Genomic DNA, 19634 nt, shown 5'->3' on the forward strand with positions numbered 1-19634 from the left:
TTCAGATGAATCACAACCAAGGGGGAAAACCATATGAGACGCAAAGAATTTACAGTGGATGAAGAGAAAGAAATTACTGCATTTCTGGATCAGTGCTCCTTCGGATTTCTGGGAACTGTCAGTCCGGCTGGACAACCACGGGTTACACCACTCAATTTCGTCTATATGGACGGATGCTTCTACTTCCATGGCAGTCTTGCCGGGGAGAAAATGAAACAGATCAAGCATGATTCCTCGGTCAGCTTTACGGTGGCTGAAGAGTTTTCCCTGATTCCCTCCTATTTCAGTGATCCCGAACTGGCTTGTCCTGCAACCTCCTTTTTCAAAAGTGTCATGGCATCCGGTCAGGCAGAGCCTGTTCAGGATTTGGAAATCAAGGGCAAGGTGCTGCAGCGCTTCATGGAGAAGCTTCAGCCACAGGGGGGATATGTTCCCATTGATGCTGCCGATTCCCGGTATAAGGGGAACCTCAAAGCTGTTGCTGTCGTTCGGATTGTACCGGAACACCTCAGTGCCAAATTCAAATTTGGTCAGAATCTCTCCACCCAGCGATTCGAGCATATTAGCGGGCAGCTGGAACAGCGCAATGAAGGAAGAGATGCCGAAACAGCCGAAATGATGCGGAAATATTGTCCTTTTCATCAGCAATAAACCGGTATTTCCCTGCCACACCCTAGGGAGCAACGTGCCTAAATCCTTTCTTTTGACCTCCTGCAACAACGCGGTGAAGTGATATAACTGTCATATTGCGTAATTTCCGTGACGGGGGGATGTCAAGGTGATATAATGTTAGGCAGTTGAATCCCAAAGACTTGGAAGGATGAAAAGAATGAATCCACTGGCTGAACAGTTGAACGAAAGTATTCAGGCAGGCAGCAGTCACGTCTACTCCATGCTGTCGCAGCTCGGCAAAGAGATCTATTTCCCAAAAGAAGGTATCCTGAGTCAGTCTGCTGAAGCAGCAAGCCTGGCCAAGACCTATAATGCTACGATTGGTATTGCTCTGGAGGGCGGTGTGCCGATGCATCTTCCGGTTATTCAGGAGAAGCTGTCTGCATTCCAACCGAAGGACCTCTATCCTTACGCTCCGCCTGCGGGTAAGCCTGAACTGCGGACGGTATGGAGAGACAAGATGCTGAAGGAGACCCCTTCACTAGAAGGCAAAACGTTTGGCAACCCTATTGTTACCAATGCATTGACTCATGGACTTAGTATTGTAGCCGATCTCTTCGTTGAAGAAGGGGACGCTGTTATATATCCGGATAAAAACTGGGAAAATTACGAGCTGACTTTCGGAATTCGTCGTCATGGCCAGCTGGTTCATTATCCCCTGTTCGATGAGCAACTGAACTTTAATAGTCAGGGACTGCTTGAAGCACTGCTTGCACAGAAGGGCAAAGGCAAAGCCATCGTGCTGCTCAACTTCCCGAACAATCCAACAGGCTACACACCTGGCGGCCAAGAAGCCGATGCGATTGTGGACACCATCCGTCAGGCTGCGGAAGCAGGCGTAGATGTGATTGCCGTGACAGACGATGCTTACTTTGGTCTGTTCTTCGAGGATTCCATTCACGAATCGTTGTTTGGCAAATTGGCTAACATTCATCCACGCGTGCTCACTGTCAAAGTGGATGGTGCAACGAAGGAAGAGTTCGTATGGGGCTTCCGCGTTGGTTTCATCACTTATGGACATGAAAATGCTGCGGTTCTGCATGCGCTGGAGCAAAAAACGCTTGGCATTATCCGGGCAACCATCTCCAGTGGTCCGCATCCTTCACAGACCTTTGTCTTGGATGCTCTAAAAGCACCGGAGTTTGAAGCGCAGAAACAGGAGAAGTTTGAGATCATGAAAGGCCGTGCGAACAAGGTGAAAGCCATTCTTGATAGCGGCAAATACGGTGAGGTCTGGGATTACTATCCATTCAACTCCGGTTACTTCATGTGTCTGAAGCTAAAAGACGTTGATGCAGAAACACTTCGTTCCCACTTGCTGCACAAGTACGGTGTAGGTACCATTGCACTGGGTGAAGCTGATCTACGCATCGCCTTCTCCTGTATTGAAGAGTCAGGACTGGAAGATCTGTTTGATACCATCTACCGTGGAATTACGGATCTGAAGAACAACTGATTCCATACAGCGGCTTCGCTCTTGTAAAAATGAATAACTCGGGACATTCCCAGTCTTCCGGGCAAGTCCTGTAATATAAACAGCCCTCTATACGGTGACGTGTACACTATCGTCCCATAGAGGGCTGTTTGGCATGTTTTATTTTCATCAGCAGAAGCTGTGCTTCACCTGAAATATATTTATTTCTAAATGATTCCGGGCAGTGGCCCAATCAGCAGAAACCCAAGGCACATAGTATACGGTGTACGCAAGGGCGTGCCAAACACCACTCGAAAGGGGAATGACCCATGTCTGGAGTTGAAGAAACAAGAGGCGGTTATGGATACGGTTATGGATGCGGCGGTTTCGGAGGATTTACAAATACAGGTGCGATTCTTGTTCTGTTCATCCTGCTCGTTATCATCACGAAATCGTTCCTCTGCTAGTTCAATCGCTCTGGTCAAGCGGCAGCGCCACGTGATCTGACCGCAACAAAAAAGACGGTTATTTGGGGACTCAGCCTCAACATAACCGTCTTTTTTTCGATATTGTTTGTTTATATCAACAGTACCCTCGTTGCTGTAGTTTACCTTCACCAGTCCAGGTCTGCATCAATAAGGTCAAGTTTCATTCGTCTTCTTCTTCCTTCAACCATTTGTTGCCCTGCGAACGCCTCATGAGGTAGATCACCAGCGCGCCGAGCACCAGCGCTATTCCCGTAACACTCAATCCACTCATTCCGGCAGCCCACATCGGAAGCCACATCAATAGAGCAGCAATAGCATGCAGATTGAAGATGAATCCGAGCACCTGGGAACGGCGGCTCTCTGCAGAGATGGGATAGATCATGATCCAGAAGGATTCACCATGACTGCGGCGTAATGCGCCAAGCTGAACACCAACCAGCAGAAGGAAGAACAGATATACACCTACGCCAAAGTAACTTCCCGCTGTCCACCAGCTGAGCAGCATGCCCAGTACGATCAATCGCAATACAATGGTGAACACTTCGGTTCGAATGAATGTTTTGGTAATGAGATAGCGATAGGCTTTCCCTGCATTCCAGGGTAGTCTGCTTCCCCATTTACTGAGCCAGCGGCGAGCACTTACTTTCTGGCCAGATGATGGTACATCCACGAACCAGCCTAGGGTCCGCATGACCCGGCCAGCCTGGCCCTGCTCCACCTGAATCAGACGTTCCCATGCAATCCGGTGCTTCACCGGGATACGCAGTGCGACCACATAGAGGACCGCTAGCAGCAACAGGAACCAGACACTACGCAGTGGAGGCTGCCACAACCATGCGGCAATCGCAAGTATAGACAGTGCCCAGCGCAGCAAACGATAGCCTCTGGCCGCCCCGGCCTGAACCATCCGCAGCTCCTGCCAGGCGCCGTAGCTCGCCAGTCCCTTCCAGAGGAGCAATAGCACGATAAACCAACCAAATGGTCTTGCATCCTGGTCTGCCCGAACATAGAGAGGCCACAGCGTAACAAATACGAGCAGCATGCCCAGACTTTTGTAGATGATTCCCCGGGCAAAACTATTCTTCAGGTACTCCTGCATCCGGTACTCCTGAGGTCTCAGAAATACGATATCGGCAGGATGCAGGTATGTACGATAACTGCTGAACAGGACTAGCGGTGCCAGCAGCAGCAATGCAATCCAGCGAATTGGAAATCCAGCAGGAATGTTTTGTACAAACGAGGTATACCAGGCAGAGAATGCAATGACAAGAAAGAGAAAGACCATGGCCACGCCACTCTGTATGACATAGCCCAGATAAGGAAGAATTCCGTTCCAGAATCCCGTGCGTCTTTGCTTCCATAACAGCTTGAGATCCATGCCTAATCCCTGCCCTGCACAAGAGAATAGAACATGTGCTCCAGCGCCGCATCCGAATCTCCGAACTGGGTGCGCAGCTCATTCAATGTTCCATGAGCGATAACCTGGCCCCGATGCAATACAACAAAGCGATCGCAGTAGTTTTCAATCGTGGACAGAATGTGCGAACTCAACAAAATGGATGATCCGGATGCCTTCATTTCCAACATGAAATCCAGCAAAGAACGAATTCCGAGCGGGTCGAGCCCGAGGAACGGTTCATCAATAATGTAGAGCGGGGGCCCTGCAACAAAAGCACACATGATCATCACCTTCTGCCGCATTCCTTTGGACAGATGGGTCGACAGGCTTGTGCTTTTCTCCCGCATGCGGAACAGGTCCAGCAATTTCTCCGTACGGTGTTTGAAATCCGCTTCGGATACGCCATATGCCCTGGCTGTGAACTCCAGATGCTCCATTACGGTCATCTCGTCATACAATTCAGGTGACTCCGGTACAAATGCCATCGCCGATTGATAGATCTGCGCGTCCTCGTCCCGCTTCTTGCCCATGACTCGAACCTCCCCTTGCTGGGGAGTCATCAAGCCTAAAATATGTTTCATTGTGGTACTTTTTCCGGCACCGTTTAATCCGATCAGTCCGACCATCTCTCCGCGTCCAACTTCGAGATCGATACCGTGGAGAACCGGCCGTTTGGCACTGTATCCCCCGCTTAACCCGCTGATTTTAAGTACGGGCGTTTGTCCGTTATCCATCAATCCCTGCACCTCTTTCGTCAGGTTTTATTCTTCGGAACGCGGTGTGTTTCCCTTGCTCCATTTGGGTGCACCCCTATTTTTACGATCCTGATCCCGTTCTGTTCTTCCAGCATTACGAGCAGGCTTGCTGTCTGCTGTACGCTGATTCGACACAGCAGCTCTTGCTCCGCCGTTACGGCCTGCCTGGCCTGTCTTGCGGTCTCGGGACGGTCCCGGTTTTCTCGAGAAAGAATGACCTTCAGGCCGGGTATCGGGACGTGGATCAGCTTCAAGTACTTTGCCGCCAAACAGAACGCGTTCTGGCAATTCAATGCCAAGTTCACGCGCAAATTTGCGCATGATGAAGATTTGCGTTTCATCCACGATGGACAGCACAATTCCGCTGCGTCCCATTCGTCCCGTGCGTCCCGCACGGTGAACATAGTGCTCCGAGTCAAAAGCAGGGTCATAGTTGATGACCATTGGCAAACCTTCAATATCCAACCCTCTGGCCGCGACTTCGCTGGCAATCAGCAGTTTGATTTTCCCATTGCGAAACGCAGAAAGGACGTTGCTCCGGGTGACCTTGTCCGCATCACCATACAATGCGGCTGCGGAAAGTCCCAGATGATTCATTTTGGCCTCTACCTCGCCGATGTCTTCTGTAGCGTTCACAAACACAATGGCACGATCAGGGTTATACTGCCTAACCAGACGACGCAGCATATCGATTTTGTTACGGGTCTCTTCCACAAAATAATAATGCTCCAGTCCCGCAGCAGTTGCCCGGTCCGGTTCAATTCCGATCTGGACAGGTTCCTTCATCTCACGCTTGGCAAGTCCAGCAGTGTGCTCATCAATGGTCGCAGACAGGAAAATCAGCTGACGGTCCCGCAGTGCACTGCGAAGCACAAACTCCACATCACTCACGCCACCCAGCTGGAATACCTGATCAGCCTCATCAATGACAATCGTGGAAACGTTATGCATTTTCAGCTTTTTCAGCGTGATCAGTTCTTTCAGTCGTCCCGGCGTGCCTACAACCAGTTCGGGATGCTCACGCAATTTCTCGATCTGGCGTTTGACAGCAGCGCCCCCAATGAGGCCAAGTACGCCGATGCTGCGTCCCTCTCCATATCGCTGTGCTTCGCGCACGATCTGCATTGCCAGTTCTTGGGTAGGGGCTATAATAAGCTTTTGTGTACCTTTGACATCACTTTTGATGGATTGCAGCAATGGCAGAAGATAAGCAAGCGTTTTGCCTGTACCCGTCTGGGATTTCGCAACCACATCGCGGCCTTCCAAAATAACGGGTATGGTCTGGGCCTGTACCGGAGAAGGTTCGTTAATCCCGTGCGAAGCGAGTATCGTCTCCAGATCCTGTGCCACGCCTATTGAAGCAAATGTTTCATTCGTCATGTATGTCCATCCTTTAAATTTATTCTTACGATGCTACTTCCTGCTTGTACTTCTGGAGCATAAGCCTGTCATCACATTATCTTTCATTATATGCGAAAAAAGGCTGTGGACCAAATCTTATTCGGTAACACTCCGCTTGGGCGCAAAAAAAGAAAAGCCCCTCGGCGGAGCTTTTCTCTTATTCCCTATATGATGCTCAGGTTGCTGCATTTCTACTTCTGGTTCATGACCCCATGCGACAGCCGGTCAGCAAGTCGTGGAAACAGCTGATACAGCCATATGCCAGCCGAAGCGAGTCTTGGCAGATTCACTTCTTCCTTGCGTTTCTTCATCGCCCGGATCATATGCCCTGCAACCTCTTCCGGTTTGAGCATCATCCAGCGCACGTTGTTAACGTAATTACCGGATGGATCTGCACGATGAAAAAACGGCGTATCAATGGGACCCGGATTAATGGTCGTAACCGTCACTCCGGTCTTACGCAGCTCCTGACGCAAAGCATTGCTGAATCCAAGTACGGCATGTTTGGTTGCTGTATAGGATGCCGATTTTGCAGTTCCAATTTTGCCAGCCATGGAGGCCACATTCACGATCTGTCCCTTGCCACGCTCCAGCATGTGCGGCAGCACTGCCTTCGTACAGCGAACAATTCCCATGTAATTGACGTCCATCATATCTTCGAATTCCTGCACCGTCATTTCCGTCATTGCGGCAAACTTTCCGTAACCTGCATTGTTCAGCAAAATATCGATTCGTCCATACTTCTCTAGCATCATGTTAAACGCTGTCTGTACTTGCTCATCATTGGTTACATCCAGCGTAAGCAGCTCATGCGGCCCTTTTAATGAAGCACCAATCTGTTCAAGCTTGTCCCGAGATCGGGCAGCAAGAATGGGAATAGCTCCTTCTTCAATCAACATCTGTGCACAGAGCGCACCAATTCCGCTCGACGCACCTGTGATGAATACAACCTGATCTTTCAGCATACCCGAAGTCCTCCCGTAATGAACACATTTGCCTGTTCAGGCTATGGTTCTATTCTACGAGATCATGACCTGAATATCCATCTCGCCAATGCCGTCCATCAGCAATGGGATGCTCAATGCCTTCGTTGCATTAAATTCAGTCAAATGTTCGGACTTCAACACTTGCGGAGGTGTGATGTCCACCACGACACCCTGGTTGGACAGGATCGTGCTCGCATTGCCGCTAATCATGTTGCCCAGTTCCGAGATGGCGCTTTTACTCATTTCATCCATTTCGGTAATTACAAAACCGCCCATCATGGCGGAGACAATTCGCAGTGCAACTTGTTCCTGAATTCCGAAAACAATGTTTCCGCTCAGCTGGCCGGTCATTCCGATCACGATCCAAACATGGTCTGCTATGTACTCTACGTTCTTCACGCCAAGACTCCCCGTGGAAGGCGAAACCTGGATGAGCTGTTCGAATACGTTGCGTGCGGATTCCAGGAAAGGATTAATTACTTCCGCTTTCACTGTCTAATGTCCCCCTTACACTGGGTTATTGGTCACGTACCAAAAGTCCCATATTCAATAATTTTATTATACTTTATCACGTACAAGAATTCACTATGAATTCGGTAAGACATGTGTACTATAATTTATCGTCATGCGTGGGCCAATAGTTTATAGCTGTTTTTGACGAAATAACAGAACTCTGCACCCCTTTTGTAGGAAGACTTTTGATTCAATTTGTGGTGCATTAAGATTTAGGACTTTTTTACTGTGTTTTAACAAATGTAATTTTTTTAAAATTCTTGATATTAAGTTTAATTGACGCTCATGTATTCTTCTTAAACTCCACGTCTCTCCTTCATTGCCCTGCCGTCCCGAATCACCTATAATTTAAGATAACAAACCCAAAAAAAAGTTACGGGATTCCATTCCTCACAGGAACACTCCATGACACGACATCTTACCCGCAAGGAGGCCATACATGAATATCAGCCAACTGGAGACGCTGATTACGATCTCAAAAACGATGAGTTTCCGCAAAGCGGGAGAACTTCTGAACCTAACCCAGCCTGCCGTCTCGGCCCAGATTAAAAGTCTGGAGGATGAATTCAACACCGTTCTTGTAGATCGCAACCAACCTGTTACTTTAACCGATCGCGGACAAGTGTTTTTGGAGCATGCCGAGCGCATGCTAGATATTGTAGACGAACTGAAGCAGAAGCTGTCCGATCTCGATGAAACGCCTCAAGGCCATATCGTACTGGGCACAACAACCTCCATTGCGATTCAGATTCTCCCCCGGGTGCTATCCTACTTCCAGGATCAGTTCCCATTGATCAAAACCAGCATTCAGTCCCTGCCTTCCTCACAGATCTATACGCAGGTCGAAAATGGGTTAATTGACGTTGGTATCGGTTATCTCACCGAGCGCAATCCCAATCTGAACACCTCTGTTCTCTATTACGACACGTTCGAACTTGTTGTGTCTCCTGCTCATCCCCTTGCGAAGCAGAAGCATGCCGCGGTGGATGTGCTGCGCAGCACCCCTCTGATTATGCTGTCGCCAGATACAGTTGGCAGAAGGTTTACGGAGGGCATTTTCAAAAAACATGGCATTGAGCCCAATATTGTGATGGAATTGTCGAGCAGTGAGGAAGTCAAACGGATGGTCGAGATCAACCTTGGAGCGGCCGTGATATCCAAGCAATCCGTCGCACATGAACTGCGTCAGGGTACACTTCGGATGATTCCGCTAAGTGAGCTTGAGGTTAGTCATCCTGTAGGCGTCATTTACAAATCCAGTCGTTATCTGAATTCGGCCATGCATCAATTCCTGAGCGACCTGAAAGGCATGCCGGAAACCCAATTTATCAGTTCGGAATGACAAACAAGGCAGGAGAAAGGAAGGATCATTCATGAAATTCGATCTTCATACGCATCACTTCCGCTGTGGGCATGCGGATGGCAACATTCGGGAATACATCGAAGCTGGCATTCAGGCTGGTCTTCAAGCCATTGGAATCTCCGATCACACACCCTATTTCGCCAGTAAGGAAGAACAAGCATTCCCCCGCATTGCGATGGCCAAGTCCGAATTGCGCCATTATGTGGAAGAGGTGCTTGCACTGAAAGAGGAATACGCAGGGAAAATTGACGTGCTGCTAGGCATCGAATCCGATTTTTTCCCTCTCCATGCCGAATTGTATCGCAGTACGCTGGGACAGCATCCTTTTGACTATATTATTGGTTCGGTTCACCACACGGAGGATGTCAGCATTTTCAATAAGACCCGGTGGAAGGGACTCAGTGATGCACGGAAAATCGAAGTGAAGGAACGCTACTACTCATTGATTTCGCAGTCTGCCCGGAGTGGCATGTTCCAGATTCTTGGACACATTGATGCCATGAAAGGCAACTATCCCGCATTCTCCGAGATTGTGGCTGATCATGCCATTGATGAAACCTTGCAGGTTATTGCGGAGGCGGGTGTGGCGATTGAGATCAACACCTCCGGCAAAACGAAGCTAAGCGGCGGCTGGTATCCCTCTGATGCCATTTTGGAGAGAGCGAATCATTACGGCGTAAAAGTCACCTTCGGATCCGATGCGCACAAGCCTTCTCGCGTAGCGGACGAGTTGGAAGACGTTCAGGCTCGCCTGAAAGAGATCGGCTTTACGGAATGGGTTTATTTTAAACAGAAACAGATGCAGATTGTTCCTTTGTAACGACAACAGAATAACAAGCCTGAAACCCTACGATCTGCGGGACGATCCCTATCGTAGGGTTTTTCTTTTTGGTCAAAAAAAATGAACCCGCTCGCGGCGGGTTCCAACAGCATATCTATTTATCAAAAAGGGGGTCATGAGATAAGTTTACCCGCTGTCTGTTAGAGTTCAATTGCAGCTATATTTCAATTGTGTAACAAATGATTGAAGTTCGATTCAACTGATTTTGCTATTTTATTCTATGTTATTTTTGTTTGTTGGATACCTAGGTTTGCAAGCTTTTATCCTTTTGTAGTCGCACATGCTCTTCCCGATATAAAGCATAGACTTTGACGTCGAGCAGAGTGTCTTGTGTCTGACCATCCTCTTGACTCCATCCAAATGAAGGAAGAGTGCGTTCGTACGACATCCCGCTTTTGCGAAGCACCCGTTCGGATGATACATTGGCTTCATAGCAGCGCGCTTCCACTTTTTGAAGGTTCAGCTCCGTAAAACCAAAGTGCAGCAGTCGCTGTACCGCTTCGGTTGCTACGCCCATGCCCCAGCAGGATCTGTTTAAAATATAGCCAATCTGGGCTGTGCCGCTATGCTCATTCCAGTGCTGAAAAGACGTGATGCCAATGATCTGCTCCCTGCCTTTCCAGCAGATGCCGTAATGCAGCGAATCCAGCTTCGAACTGCTGCTCCGGATCTGATTGAGGAGTCGCCGGGCACGAATTGGCGTTGGTTGGCCTCCCCTATTCACATATTGAATGACTTGCGGATCGGAAAACAGTTCCGATAATGTGCTGAAATCACTCTGACGCAAAGATCGAAGCAGCAGTCGGTCTGTCCATAACACAGGAAGTCCTTGACCCAGCATTTTTCGGGTAAGCATGGCAATCGCTCCTTTTGTCTATCGGGTTCTGGTCCGGTAAGACAAGCAAGCTCTGGGATGATCCGGCTCATGTAAAAATGGTGGATAACACGCCGTCTTGGTATTCAAACGTTAGTATGTCGATTCATTGCCATTATTTATTCCTCTGCCGAGTTCTGTTCCTGCAGTCCCCGATAGATCCCCGTACGAATCTCCCGGATGTAAAAGTCCAATGAAGGTACATTGGCTTGTTGTGCAGCCAGCACTTCACGCTCAATATCATAGGGAACCCGGACAAATTGAAGGTTGAAGGCCTTGTTTCGATCACGGCCACTCTCTCCTTCAAGGATGCAGTAAGAGGCCTGGGTCATATCGAGAGGATTACCTACGCTTCCGGCATTAAACAACATTTTCCCATTAAAATGCTGCAAGTAAGCGTTATGCACATCTCCATATCCCACGATATCTGCTTCACCAAGATCCGGATGATCTGCCGGAGCATCAAACATGGCTATCCTTTTCTCCATTTCGTCCCATGGCTGCACCCGGTGATACACACTCTGCGGCGAGGCGTGCACCAGACGAATGGTGCGCCCACTGAGTTCAAATTGGTGGCTGAAGGGAAGGCTCTTCAAATATGCAAGCCGTTCTGCTCCCAATCGTGCAGCCTGCCAAGTAAAATTCTCATTATCCTGGTTCACCGCAACCAGCTCATCCCAATTGCCCCGGATCACGTATTCACACGTCTCTCTCACCGAATCAACCACCTGCACCGGATCCGGACCTTTGCCCACGAGGTCGCCCAGACAAAAGATACGCTCCATCCCGCGACTCCGGATATCTCTGAGTACAGCTTCCCAAGCTGTCATGTTGCCATGAATATCGGATACAATCGCAATTCGTTCCATCTGGCCAACCTCCTCGTCGAATACTTTGAAGACTTAGAAAAACTCAAAAATTAAATTCATTTTGTATAAACGCTATGTTCGTGTTCCCCTTAATTCAAAAACGGTCAATTCCGGTCTGCACAAAAAACGAATCGGCAGCTGGGTCATGCCAAAACCGCGATTCACATATACAGGCATACGTGCCTTGCCTGCATAATATAACCCTTGAATATACTTGCGTGAACCTCGAGGCGTGGTAACGGCTCCAATCCAAGGGAAACGAACCTGCCCGCCATGGCTATGACCAGATAACTGAAGTCCAAATCCGAACGGCTCCGCCATATCGGCATAATCCGGCTCGTGCATCAGCAATAGTTTCCACGTATCGTTGTCCAAACCTTCGATTGCTTCCAAAGGATTCGGCTGGCTTGTAAGAGCATCATCCAGACCTGTCACCGCGATTTGCTCGTTCCCTTGTTTAATGACAGCATGACTGTTGCGAAGCAACGTGAAGCCGGCTTCCTTGAACATCGCTTCCACTTGTTTCTGCTGTCTGCCCCGGTAATCATGATTCCCCAATACGGCGAATTTGCCATACTTGGCCTGCATGGATGCCAGCACGGGTATACACTCCCGCATCGGTTCAGCTTCCCGTTCCACCATATCTCCGGTAAAACAGATCAGATCCGGCGTTTGCTCCTGTATGGTCTCAGCCAGCTTCTCCATTTCCTTCAAACCGGTATGAAAGCCGAGATGTGCATCGCTAAACTGTACAACACGCAGCCCCTCGAATGACTGAGGGAATCCTGGCAGTTCCAAGGGTACTTGCTTCACTTCCAGACGGCGCGGCTCCCAGAGCCATGCATATCCCCCTGTGAACAAGGCGGCACCTGCCGTCATCACAATCATCCGTAACAGGAAACTGCGCCGGGAGGGATCGTGATCCTTCTCCTCACCGGGAAAAATGGACCCTTGCTCGGATCCAGCGTCTGAGCGCCGGGGCGGTGGCCATGAGCTGCCCTTACGCGGTGTCTCTGCCATGTCTTCCCCTCCTTCTCCGCTCTACATGCATCTCTACAGTATACCATATTCTGCATGACGAGCCCGGTTCCTTCGCAATTGTAGAAAAAGAAGCCGTGATCTTCAGCAGCAAGCTGCCGAAGGTCACGACTTCTCCTAATGTTGCAGATTCCACATCTGCAAGGATTTTCACGATACTATACGCCCAACCAGCGTTTAAACATATGCTTGGTTGTTTGTTTGTTCATTTCCGCAATGGACGTTGTCAGCGGGATGCCTTTTGGACAAGAGCGCACACAGTTCTGCGAGTTACCGCAGCCCTCAATTCCCCCATCTTCCATCAGGGCTTCCAAACGATCCTCGGCGTTCATTTCTCCTGTTGGATGAGCATTGAACAGGCGAACTTGGGAAAGTGCTGCCGGGCCGATAAAGTCTGTTTTTTCATTCACGTTAGGACAAGCTTCCAGACATACACCACATGTCATGCACTTGGAGAGCTCATAAGCCCATTGACGCTTCTTCTCTGGCATCCGCGGACCTGGACCGAGGTCGTAGGTACCATCAATTGGAATCCAGGCTTTAACCCGTTTCAGGGCATTAAACATCCGGGTACGGTCAATGACCAGGTCACGAACAACCGGGAAGGTTTTCATCGGTTCGATACGAACCGGCTGTTCCAACTTATCGATCAGGGCAGCACACGCTTGACGTGGCTTACCGTTGATCACCATGGAGCATGCTCCGCAGACTTCTTCGAGACAGTTCGATTCCCAGCAGACAGGGGCAATGGACTTGCCGTCTTTGTTAACCGGGTTCCGCTGAATCTCCATCAGGGCACTAATAACGTTCATGCCGGGACGGTACGGAAGTTCAAATTCTTCGTTGTACGAAGACGACTCCGGGCTGTCCTGACGGGTGATGATAAACTTGACGGTTTTGTTCGCTGTAGCTTGTTCCGCCATATCGTTGTCCCCTCCTTTGGTGACGATGATTGATTGCTATCGTTACAAGACCACAATGGTTCACACATGGTCACTCCGCCGGCAGAAGCTACTTCCGATCGCTGTTATCCCCAGATTTTTTTTATCAACCCCTGACAGGGTTAAAATCCGGGGATAAAGGCGAACGCTTCGCTTCTTCAGTATTCTTCTGCCTTCTCCGTTAAGGTGTTAACTTTTAATCTTATAAATATAAAATAAAATCCTCTTCGTGCTATATAGTAGAGGCGGACGCTACGCTTCTTCAGGTCATTTCCGCTTCCTCCGCTATGTCGTGCTGCTGAGTCTCTTTACTTAATCCTTCGAATAGTCCCGGATCCGTGGTGGAATCAGGGATACATCTACAGGCTCGTACGAGATTTGCGGGCCTTCCTTCGACCAGCTGGCGATGGTCGTTTTCAGGAACTCCTCATCGTTACGCTCCGTGAATTCCGGTTTGTAGTGTGCCCCGCGGCTTTCGTTACGCAGCAGTGCACCGAGTGTCATCGCTTCAGCAAGTTCAAGCATGTTCCACAGCTGACGTGTGAAAGCTGCACCCGGGTTATTCCAGCCGGATGTATCGTACATGTTGATTTTGCCGTAACGCTCTTTCAATTCCTTGATTTTGCCGATAGTGGCTTCCAGTTTATCGTTGTAGCGTACAACGGTCATATTCGCCGTCATCCACTCGCCAAGCTCCTTATGAATGACATAGGCATTTTCGTTACCCTGCATTTTTAGGATGCCTTCATATTTATCCGTTTGACGTTTGGTGTAGCCGTCAAATACAGAAGAATTTACATCAGCGGACGATTTTTTGAGTCCTTTGATATATTCAACTGCTTTCGGGCCAGCTACCATACCACCATAAATGGCCGATACGAGCGAGTTTGCACCCAGACGGTTTGCACCATGGTATTGATATTCACATTCACCAGCGGCGAACAGCCCTGGAATGTTCGTCATTTGATTGTAGTCCACCCACATGCCGCCCATGGAATAGTGAACTGCCGGGAAGATTTTCATCGGGATTTTACGTGGGTCATCCCCCATGAACTTCTCGTAAATTTCAATGATACCGCCGAGCTTAACATCCAGCTCCTTCGGATCCTTGTGAGACAGGTCAAGGTAGACCATGTTCTCCCCGTTAACTCCAAGTCCCATATCCACACACACGCTGAAGATTTCACGCGTTGCAATATCGCGAGGAACGAGGTTACCGTAGGAAGGATACTTCTCTTCAAGGAAGTACCATGGCTTACCGTCCTTGTACGTCCAGATCCGGCCACCTTCACCACGCGCCGATTCGGACATCAGACGAAGCTTGTCATCTCCTGGAATGGCTGTTGGGTGAATCTGAATGAATTCCCCGTTGGCATAGTTCACACCTTGCTGGTACACCGCACTTGCTGCTGTACCTGTATTGATAACGGAGTTCGTTGTTTTACCGAAAATAATACCAGGGCCGCCGCTTGCGAGAATAACCGCTTCTGCAGGGAACGTCTGCACCTTCATCGTTTTCAGGTCCTGTGCCACAATTCCGCGACAGATCCCCTCGTCATCAATAACTGCCTGCAGGAACTCCCAGTTCTCATATTTGGTAACGAGACCTGCTGCTTCCCAGCGACGAACCTGCTCATCCAATGCATAGAGCAATTGTTGTCCTGTCGTGGCTCCGGCAAATGCCGTACGGTGATGCTTGGTTCCCCCGAAACGACGGAAATCAAGCAAACCTTCCGGTGTCCGGTTGAACATAACGCCCATCCGGTCCATCAGGTGGATAATGCCAGGTGCAGCTTCACACATGGCTTTCACCGGTGGCTGGTTCGCAAGGAAGTCGCCGCCGTACACGGTATCGTCAAAGTGAACCCATGGGGAGTCGCCCTCACCCTTGGTGTTTACCGCCCCGTTAATGCCACCCTGTGCGCATACGGAGTGGGATCTTTTTACGGGAACCAATGAAAATAAATGAACATGGACTCCGGCCTCAGCCGATTTGATCGCCGCCATCAACCCCGCGAGACCTCCGCCCACAATAATTACATTAGATGATGCCATTGCTGTTCACTCCCTTATAAGTCAGCATTTATCACAAATGCTTAAATCAGAACTGTCTTAATCGTATCAAGCATCGTTGTTGCTGTTTGGAAATCAATGCTCCGGAAAGCAAACAACGAAGCGATAAACATAATAGCCACAATACCGAACAGACTCATGCACACATAAGAAGATACACGCTGCGCACGCGGTCCAACGGTAATCCCCCAGCTAACCAGGAACGACCATAAGCCGTTAGCAAAGTGGTAGGAGGCTGCAACCACACTGATCAGATATAAAATAAACGTTACCGGGTTCATCACGACGTCATGAATGACACCGCCAAGTTGTTCGTGCGTTACATTACCCAATGCAACCTGCACGCGAGTCTCCCAAACGTGCCAGATTACGAAAACAAACGTAATGACACCACTGATCCGCTGCAATGTGTAGCGCCAGTTGCGTTCATTGCCGTAACGTCCGACATTAGGCTTGGCCTGGTAAGCAATGTACAGACCGTATACACCGTGATAGAACAACGGCAACCAGATGAGAACCGTTTCCAAAACAATAACGAGAGGCAGACTGTTCAGGAAGGCAACAGCACCGTCAAAGCCTTCTTTGCCGCCTTCAACTGCCGAGAAGTTCGTCACCAGGTGCTCAAGAAAAAACAAACTGAGCGGGATGACGCCAAGCAAGGAGTGCAGCTTTCTGGAGTAAAACCCTTTCATAAAATGTCGTTCCCCTTTCGCTAAATACAACGTTTTCATAAAATATTTCGCTTATCATGACACAAACCTTTCCCATGGAAAGGTTCGACAAATTGTTCCGTTTTCATCAGGTGTGAACAACTTGTGTCACAATTCATGTTACTCCTTTTTTTCTTATAATGGAATTGCAATATAATTATTAAATGTTATAACCTATAGGTATAAGAACTGAAACATCGGACAGGCAGGCATATCGCATTGAAAACGATTTATCAAGGACAACAATCACACCCCATGGAAAAGAGGTTAGTGTTTATGTTCGAGGATTTAAATGCATTTGCGGCAGTCGTGGAGCAATCGAGTCTGAATCGTGCATCCAAATTGCTGAATCTGTCTCAGCCTGCCCTCTCGCGCAAAATTGCGAAACTGGAGGATGAACTGGGGGTATCGCTTTTTCACCGCCGAGGCAAACGCCTTGAATTAACCAGTGTCGGCCAACTTGCCTACACCTTCGCCGTGGAACAAAAGCAGCAGCAGCAGAAGTTTCTGACCATGCTTGCCCAGTATAAGGACGAGGAGCAGAGTGCCATTACGCTTGGAGCGTCCCTGACTACACTTCAGACCACACTCCCCCCTTTGGTCAATGCTTTCATGGAGAAGCATCCCAATGCCGAGATCAAGCTCGTGACTGGGAAAACACATGAGATTGTTTCCTTCGTCCGGGACAAAAAGGCGGACGTTGGCATTGTTGCCTCTTCCATTAATGAAGCCGGGTTGAACTGTGTACCTCTCTTCGATGATCACCTGGAGCTGGTTGTACCGCTTACGCACCCTTTGTCCGGCAAAGAGGCCGGGATGGAGCACTTGCAGGATCTGCCTATGATTACCTTTTCCAAAGGCACTTGGTATCGTAAGCTGACAGATGATCTGTTTCAGCGCTGTGCCGTCATGCCGGATATTCGCATGGAGATTGATTCGTTTGAAGCCATCGTCCGCCTCCTGCCCACCTGCAAGGCTGCTGCGCTGCTGCCCAAGTCCTATCTCCGTCCCCAGCTGCTTGCTGACAATGATCTGGTTTCCGTGTATCTGCCCCAGCTGCAGCAGACTCGACGGACCACCTGCATGATCTACGGGGAAAAGGAAGATCTCAGCGAGACGTCCAGACAGTGGGTCAAAGAAACCGCAGCGCTCTTTACAGCAAAGGCGCCGCTGCCCTCCAGGAGGACTACGACGCCTTAATAGATCGATATGAACTTTATCTGCACCTGCTCTTGCCTGAACGCCAGGATCGGATCAACCCTCCTGGCTGATTATCTCTTGTTCGAACCGGTCGATATCATCGTTCATTCCGATAATGACCATGATGTCTCCCATCTGGAGAGAGTCCAGTGCAGTCGGTGCGATAATGACTCCTGTCTCCTTCTGCAGGGCCACAATACTGCAGCCGTAGCGTACACGCGCATTCAGGCTGGACAGCGTTGTATTATGCAGACATGCCGGAACTTTCATTTCCACAATGCTGTAATCATTGGAAAGTTCAATGTAGTCCAGCAGATTCGGGGTGACGAGCTGATGGGCTACCCGAATGCCCATGTCCCGTTCCGGATAAACAACGCGATCAATGCCCAGCTTATCCAGAGCTCGCCCATGCAAGACGGATATTGCCTTGGCAACGACCGTTTTCACGCCCAGTTCCTTTAACAGGATTGCGGTAAGAATGCTGGTCTGAATATCGTCACCGATGGCTACAATGCCGCAGTCGAAATTACGGATTCCCAGTGAGCGCAGCACTTCCTCATCCGTAGCATCCGCCACAACCGCGTGAGTGACCAGTTCGCTCATGTCTTCAACGACCTCTTCATTTTTATCGATGCCAAGCACCTCGTAGCCAAGTTCCATTAATTCCTGTGCCAGACTCGAGCCGAAGCGCCCCAGCCCAATCACCGCAAACTGCTGTCTTTTCATTGTTCTTCACGAACCCCTATCCAATAATCATTTTTCCTTCAGGATACTTATACAGTTCCTTACCCTTTTTCTGTCCAAGTGCATACGCCAGCGTAATCGGTCCAAGCCGGCCTGCGAACATCATAAAACAGATCATGAGCTTTCCGAATGTGGTCAGCTTCAGCGTCAATCCCATTGATAATCCGACGGTAGAAAAGGCCGATGTCGTTTCAAATAAAATCATGAGAAAACCGCTATCTTCCGTCATGGTGAGAAGCATGGTAACGGCAATGATGAGCAGCAGCGCAAGAAGCGTAACTGTCAGTGCCTTGAAAATACGTTCCTGTTGCAGCCGATATCTGAAAAAAACAATATCCTCTCTGCCGCGCATCATCGCGATGACAGCTCCGACCATGATCATAAACGTTGTCGTTTTGATCCCGCCTCCGGTGGAACCTGGAGAAGCCCCGATAAACATTAAAATAATAATGAAAAACTGCGTTGCCTGTCTGAGTCCGGCAATATCCAGGGTATTAGCTCCTGCCGTTCGCGGGGTTACCGACTGAAAGAACGAACCGAGAATTTTGCCTCCCCAGTTCAAGCTGCCCAATGTCTGTGGATTGCTGTATTCAAACACAAAAATGACCAGCGCACCGAAGCCAATCAGCAAGCCTGTGGTTAGCAGCACCACCTTGGAATGAAGCGAAAGTTTTCGGGTTTTACGATAATCCACCAGATCGGATAAAACGACAAAGCCAATGCCTCCAGCCACAATCAAAAACATCGCCGTAAAATTCACAAGTGGATCATAAACATACCCGGTCAGACTGCGGAAGTCGCCAAACATATCAAACCCTGCATTATTGAACATCGAGATGGCATGCCAGTATCCGTAATAAATCGCCTTTCCGACAGGCATGTCGAATGACCAGCGGATTGCAAATAGCGTGCCGCAAACGGCTTCCAAAATGAGCGAGTAGGCCACGACCTTGCGGATAAGCCGCACAATGCCTTCCATCGTGTTCTGGTTCATCGCTTCCTGCAAGATCAACCGCTCCCGCAGGGAGATCCGCCGCTTAAACGCAATGGCCACCAGCGTGGACATGGTCATGAAGCCAAGACCACCGATTTGAATCAGAACAGCAATAATCACCTGACCTAGTACAGTAAAGTGAGTACCCGTGTCCACAACAACCAAACCGGTAACACAGACCGCCGATGTAGCCGTGAATAATGCATCAATAAAGGGAAGACTATCCCCGCTCCGGCTGGAAACCGGAAGCATGAGCAGCAATGTTCCGAGCAGGATAATTCCCGCAAATCCCAGGACAAGAATACGTGGGGGCGATAGCTGCACCCATTGATTATTCAGTTTCACTTGTGTATCATCCA

At 49.3% G+C, this 19634-nt stretch carries 19 protein-coding genes; 6 read left to right on the forward strand and 13 right to left on the reverse strand.

Translation table 11 applies throughout. The features are described 5' to 3' along the window. Positions 1 to 33: 33 nt before the first annotated feature. The 3 genes from AC3RCI_RS23930 (at position 34) to AC3RCI_RS23940 (ending at position 2553) form a co-directional block, all read left to right on the forward strand. Positions 34 to 651: a pyridoxamine 5'-phosphate oxidase family protein gene (locus tag AC3RCI_RS23930; protein WP_492526715.1), complete on the forward strand. Its 618-nt coding sequence runs from the start codon at positions 34 to 36 to the stop codon at positions 649 to 651. 178 nt (positions 652 to 829) lie between these two features. After that, complete coding sequence (locus tag AC3RCI_RS23935) at positions 830 to 2128, forward strand: aminotransferase class I/II-fold pyridoxal phosphate-dependent enzyme (RefSeq protein ID WP_492526717.1); 1299 nt, start codon at positions 830 to 832, stop codon at positions 2126 to 2128. Between the two features lie 287 nt (positions 2129 to 2415). Further along, positions 2416 to 2553 (forward strand): hypothetical protein, encoded by a 138-nt coding sequence (locus tag AC3RCI_RS23940; protein WP_164764282.1) that lies wholly within the window; start codon positions 2416 to 2418, stop codon positions 2551 to 2553. A gap of 181 nt (positions 2554 to 2734) precedes the next feature. Here AC3RCI_RS23940 and AC3RCI_RS23945 read toward each other — a convergent pair whose 3' ends face one another. From AC3RCI_RS23945 to AC3RCI_RS23965, 5 genes are all read right to left on the reverse strand, one after another. Then, complete coding sequence (locus AC3RCI_RS23945; protein ID WP_336782972.1) at positions 2735 to 3952, reverse strand: ABC transporter permease; 1218 nt, start codon at positions 3950 to 3952, stop codon at positions 2735 to 2737. A gap of 2 nt (positions 3953 to 3954) precedes the next feature. Continuing rightward, positions 3955 to 4707 carry an ABC transporter ATP-binding protein gene (locus tag AC3RCI_RS23950; protein ID WP_095292035.1) on the reverse strand — a complete coding sequence of 251 codons (753 nt, stop codon included), beginning with the start codon at positions 4705 to 4707 and terminating at the stop codon, positions 3955 to 3957. Positions 4708 to 4734: 27 nt separating this feature from the next. Beyond that, positions 4735 to 6108 (reverse strand): DEAD/DEAH box helicase, encoded by a 1374-nt coding sequence (locus tag AC3RCI_RS23955; RefSeq protein ID WP_492472007.1) that lies wholly within the window; start codon positions 6106 to 6108, stop codon positions 4735 to 4737. Between the two features lie 212 nt (positions 6109 to 6320). After that, positions 6321 to 7094, reverse strand: a complete 774-nt coding sequence (locus AC3RCI_RS23960; protein ID WP_095361304.1) for an SDR family NAD(P)-dependent oxidoreductase — start codon at positions 7092 to 7094, stop codon at positions 6321 to 6323. A 54-nt stretch (positions 7095 to 7148) separates the two neighbouring features. Continuing rightward, a complete protein-coding gene (locus AC3RCI_RS23965) occupies positions 7149 to 7607 on the reverse strand; it encodes a chemotaxis protein CheX (protein ID WP_095292039.1) in 459 nt (152 codons plus the stop codon). Between the two features lie 460 nt (positions 7608 to 8067). Here AC3RCI_RS23965 and AC3RCI_RS23970 point away from each other — a divergent pair, with 460 nt between their 5' ends. Together AC3RCI_RS23970 and AC3RCI_RS23975 are read left to right on the forward strand one after the other, a co-directional pair. Then, the gene (locus AC3RCI_RS23970) at positions 8068 to 8970 is read left to right on the forward strand and encodes a LysR family transcriptional regulator (protein WP_127538953.1); all 903 of its coding nucleotides are present in this window, start codon (positions 8068 to 8070) and stop codon (positions 8968 to 8970) included. A 31-nt stretch (positions 8971 to 9001) separates the two neighbouring features. Then, positions 9002 to 9811 (forward strand): histidinol-phosphatase, encoded by an 810-nt coding sequence (locus AC3RCI_RS23975; protein WP_492526719.1) that lies wholly within the window; start codon positions 9002 to 9004, stop codon positions 9809 to 9811. Between the two features lie 265 nt (positions 9812 to 10076). Here AC3RCI_RS23975 and AC3RCI_RS23980 read toward each other — a convergent pair whose 3' ends face one another. From AC3RCI_RS23980 to AC3RCI_RS24005, 6 genes are all read right to left on the reverse strand, one after another. Beyond that, positions 10077 to 10688: a GNAT family N-acetyltransferase gene (locus tag AC3RCI_RS23980; RefSeq protein ID WP_110757061.1), complete on the reverse strand. Its 612-nt coding sequence runs from the start codon at positions 10686 to 10688 to the stop codon at positions 10077 to 10079. Between the two features lie 137 nt (positions 10689 to 10825). Continuing rightward, the gene (locus AC3RCI_RS23985; RefSeq protein WP_127538951.1) at positions 10826 to 11575 is read right to left on the reverse strand and encodes a metallophosphoesterase family protein; all 750 of its coding nucleotides are present in this window, start codon (positions 11573 to 11575) and stop codon (positions 10826 to 10828) included. A gap of 72 nt (positions 11576 to 11647) precedes the next feature. After that, positions 11648 to 12595, reverse strand: coding sequence for a metallophosphoesterase (locus AC3RCI_RS23990; RefSeq protein WP_492526721.1), 948 nt, complete (start codon positions 12593 to 12595; stop codon positions 11648 to 11650). A 176-nt stretch (positions 12596 to 12771) separates the two neighbouring features. Then, entirely contained in the window at positions 12772 to 13536 is a 765-nt protein-coding gene (gene sdhB, locus AC3RCI_RS23995; protein WP_127538949.1) for a succinate dehydrogenase iron-sulfur subunit, read from the reverse strand. A 330-nt stretch (positions 13537 to 13866) separates the two neighbouring features. Next, entirely contained in the window at positions 13867 to 15609 is a 1743-nt protein-coding gene (gene sdhA / locus AC3RCI_RS24000) for a succinate dehydrogenase flavoprotein subunit (RefSeq protein WP_127538948.1), read from the reverse strand. 41 nt (positions 15610 to 15650) lie between these two features. Next, positions 15651 to 16319 (reverse strand): succinate dehydrogenase cytochrome b558 subunit, encoded by a 669-nt coding sequence (locus AC3RCI_RS24005; RefSeq protein ID WP_127538947.1) that lies wholly within the window; start codon positions 16317 to 16319, stop codon positions 15651 to 15653. Positions 16320 to 16613: 294 nt separating this feature from the next. On the opposite strand from AC3RCI_RS24005, the gene AC3RCI_RS24010 reads away from it, so the two are divergent. Next, positions 16614 to 17537 (forward strand): LysR family transcriptional regulator, encoded by a 924-nt coding sequence (locus tag AC3RCI_RS24010; RefSeq protein WP_095361296.1) that lies wholly within the window; start codon positions 16614 to 16616, stop codon positions 17535 to 17537. 54 nt (positions 17538 to 17591) lie between these two features. Here AC3RCI_RS24010 and AC3RCI_RS24015 read toward each other — a convergent pair whose 3' ends face one another. Both AC3RCI_RS24015 and AC3RCI_RS24020 read right to left on the reverse strand, forming a co-directional pair. Continuing rightward, positions 17592 to 18263: a potassium channel family protein gene (locus AC3RCI_RS24015; protein WP_127538945.1), complete on the reverse strand. Its 672-nt coding sequence runs from the start codon at positions 18261 to 18263 to the stop codon at positions 17592 to 17594. A gap of 16 nt (positions 18264 to 18279) precedes the next feature. Then, entirely contained in the window at positions 18280 to 19620 is a 1341-nt protein-coding gene (locus AC3RCI_RS24020) for a TrkH family potassium uptake protein (protein ID WP_492526723.1), read from the reverse strand. Positions 19621 to 19634: the final 14 nt, after the last annotated feature.

It is taken from the genome of Paenibacillus sp. MT124 (assembly GCF_058792755.1).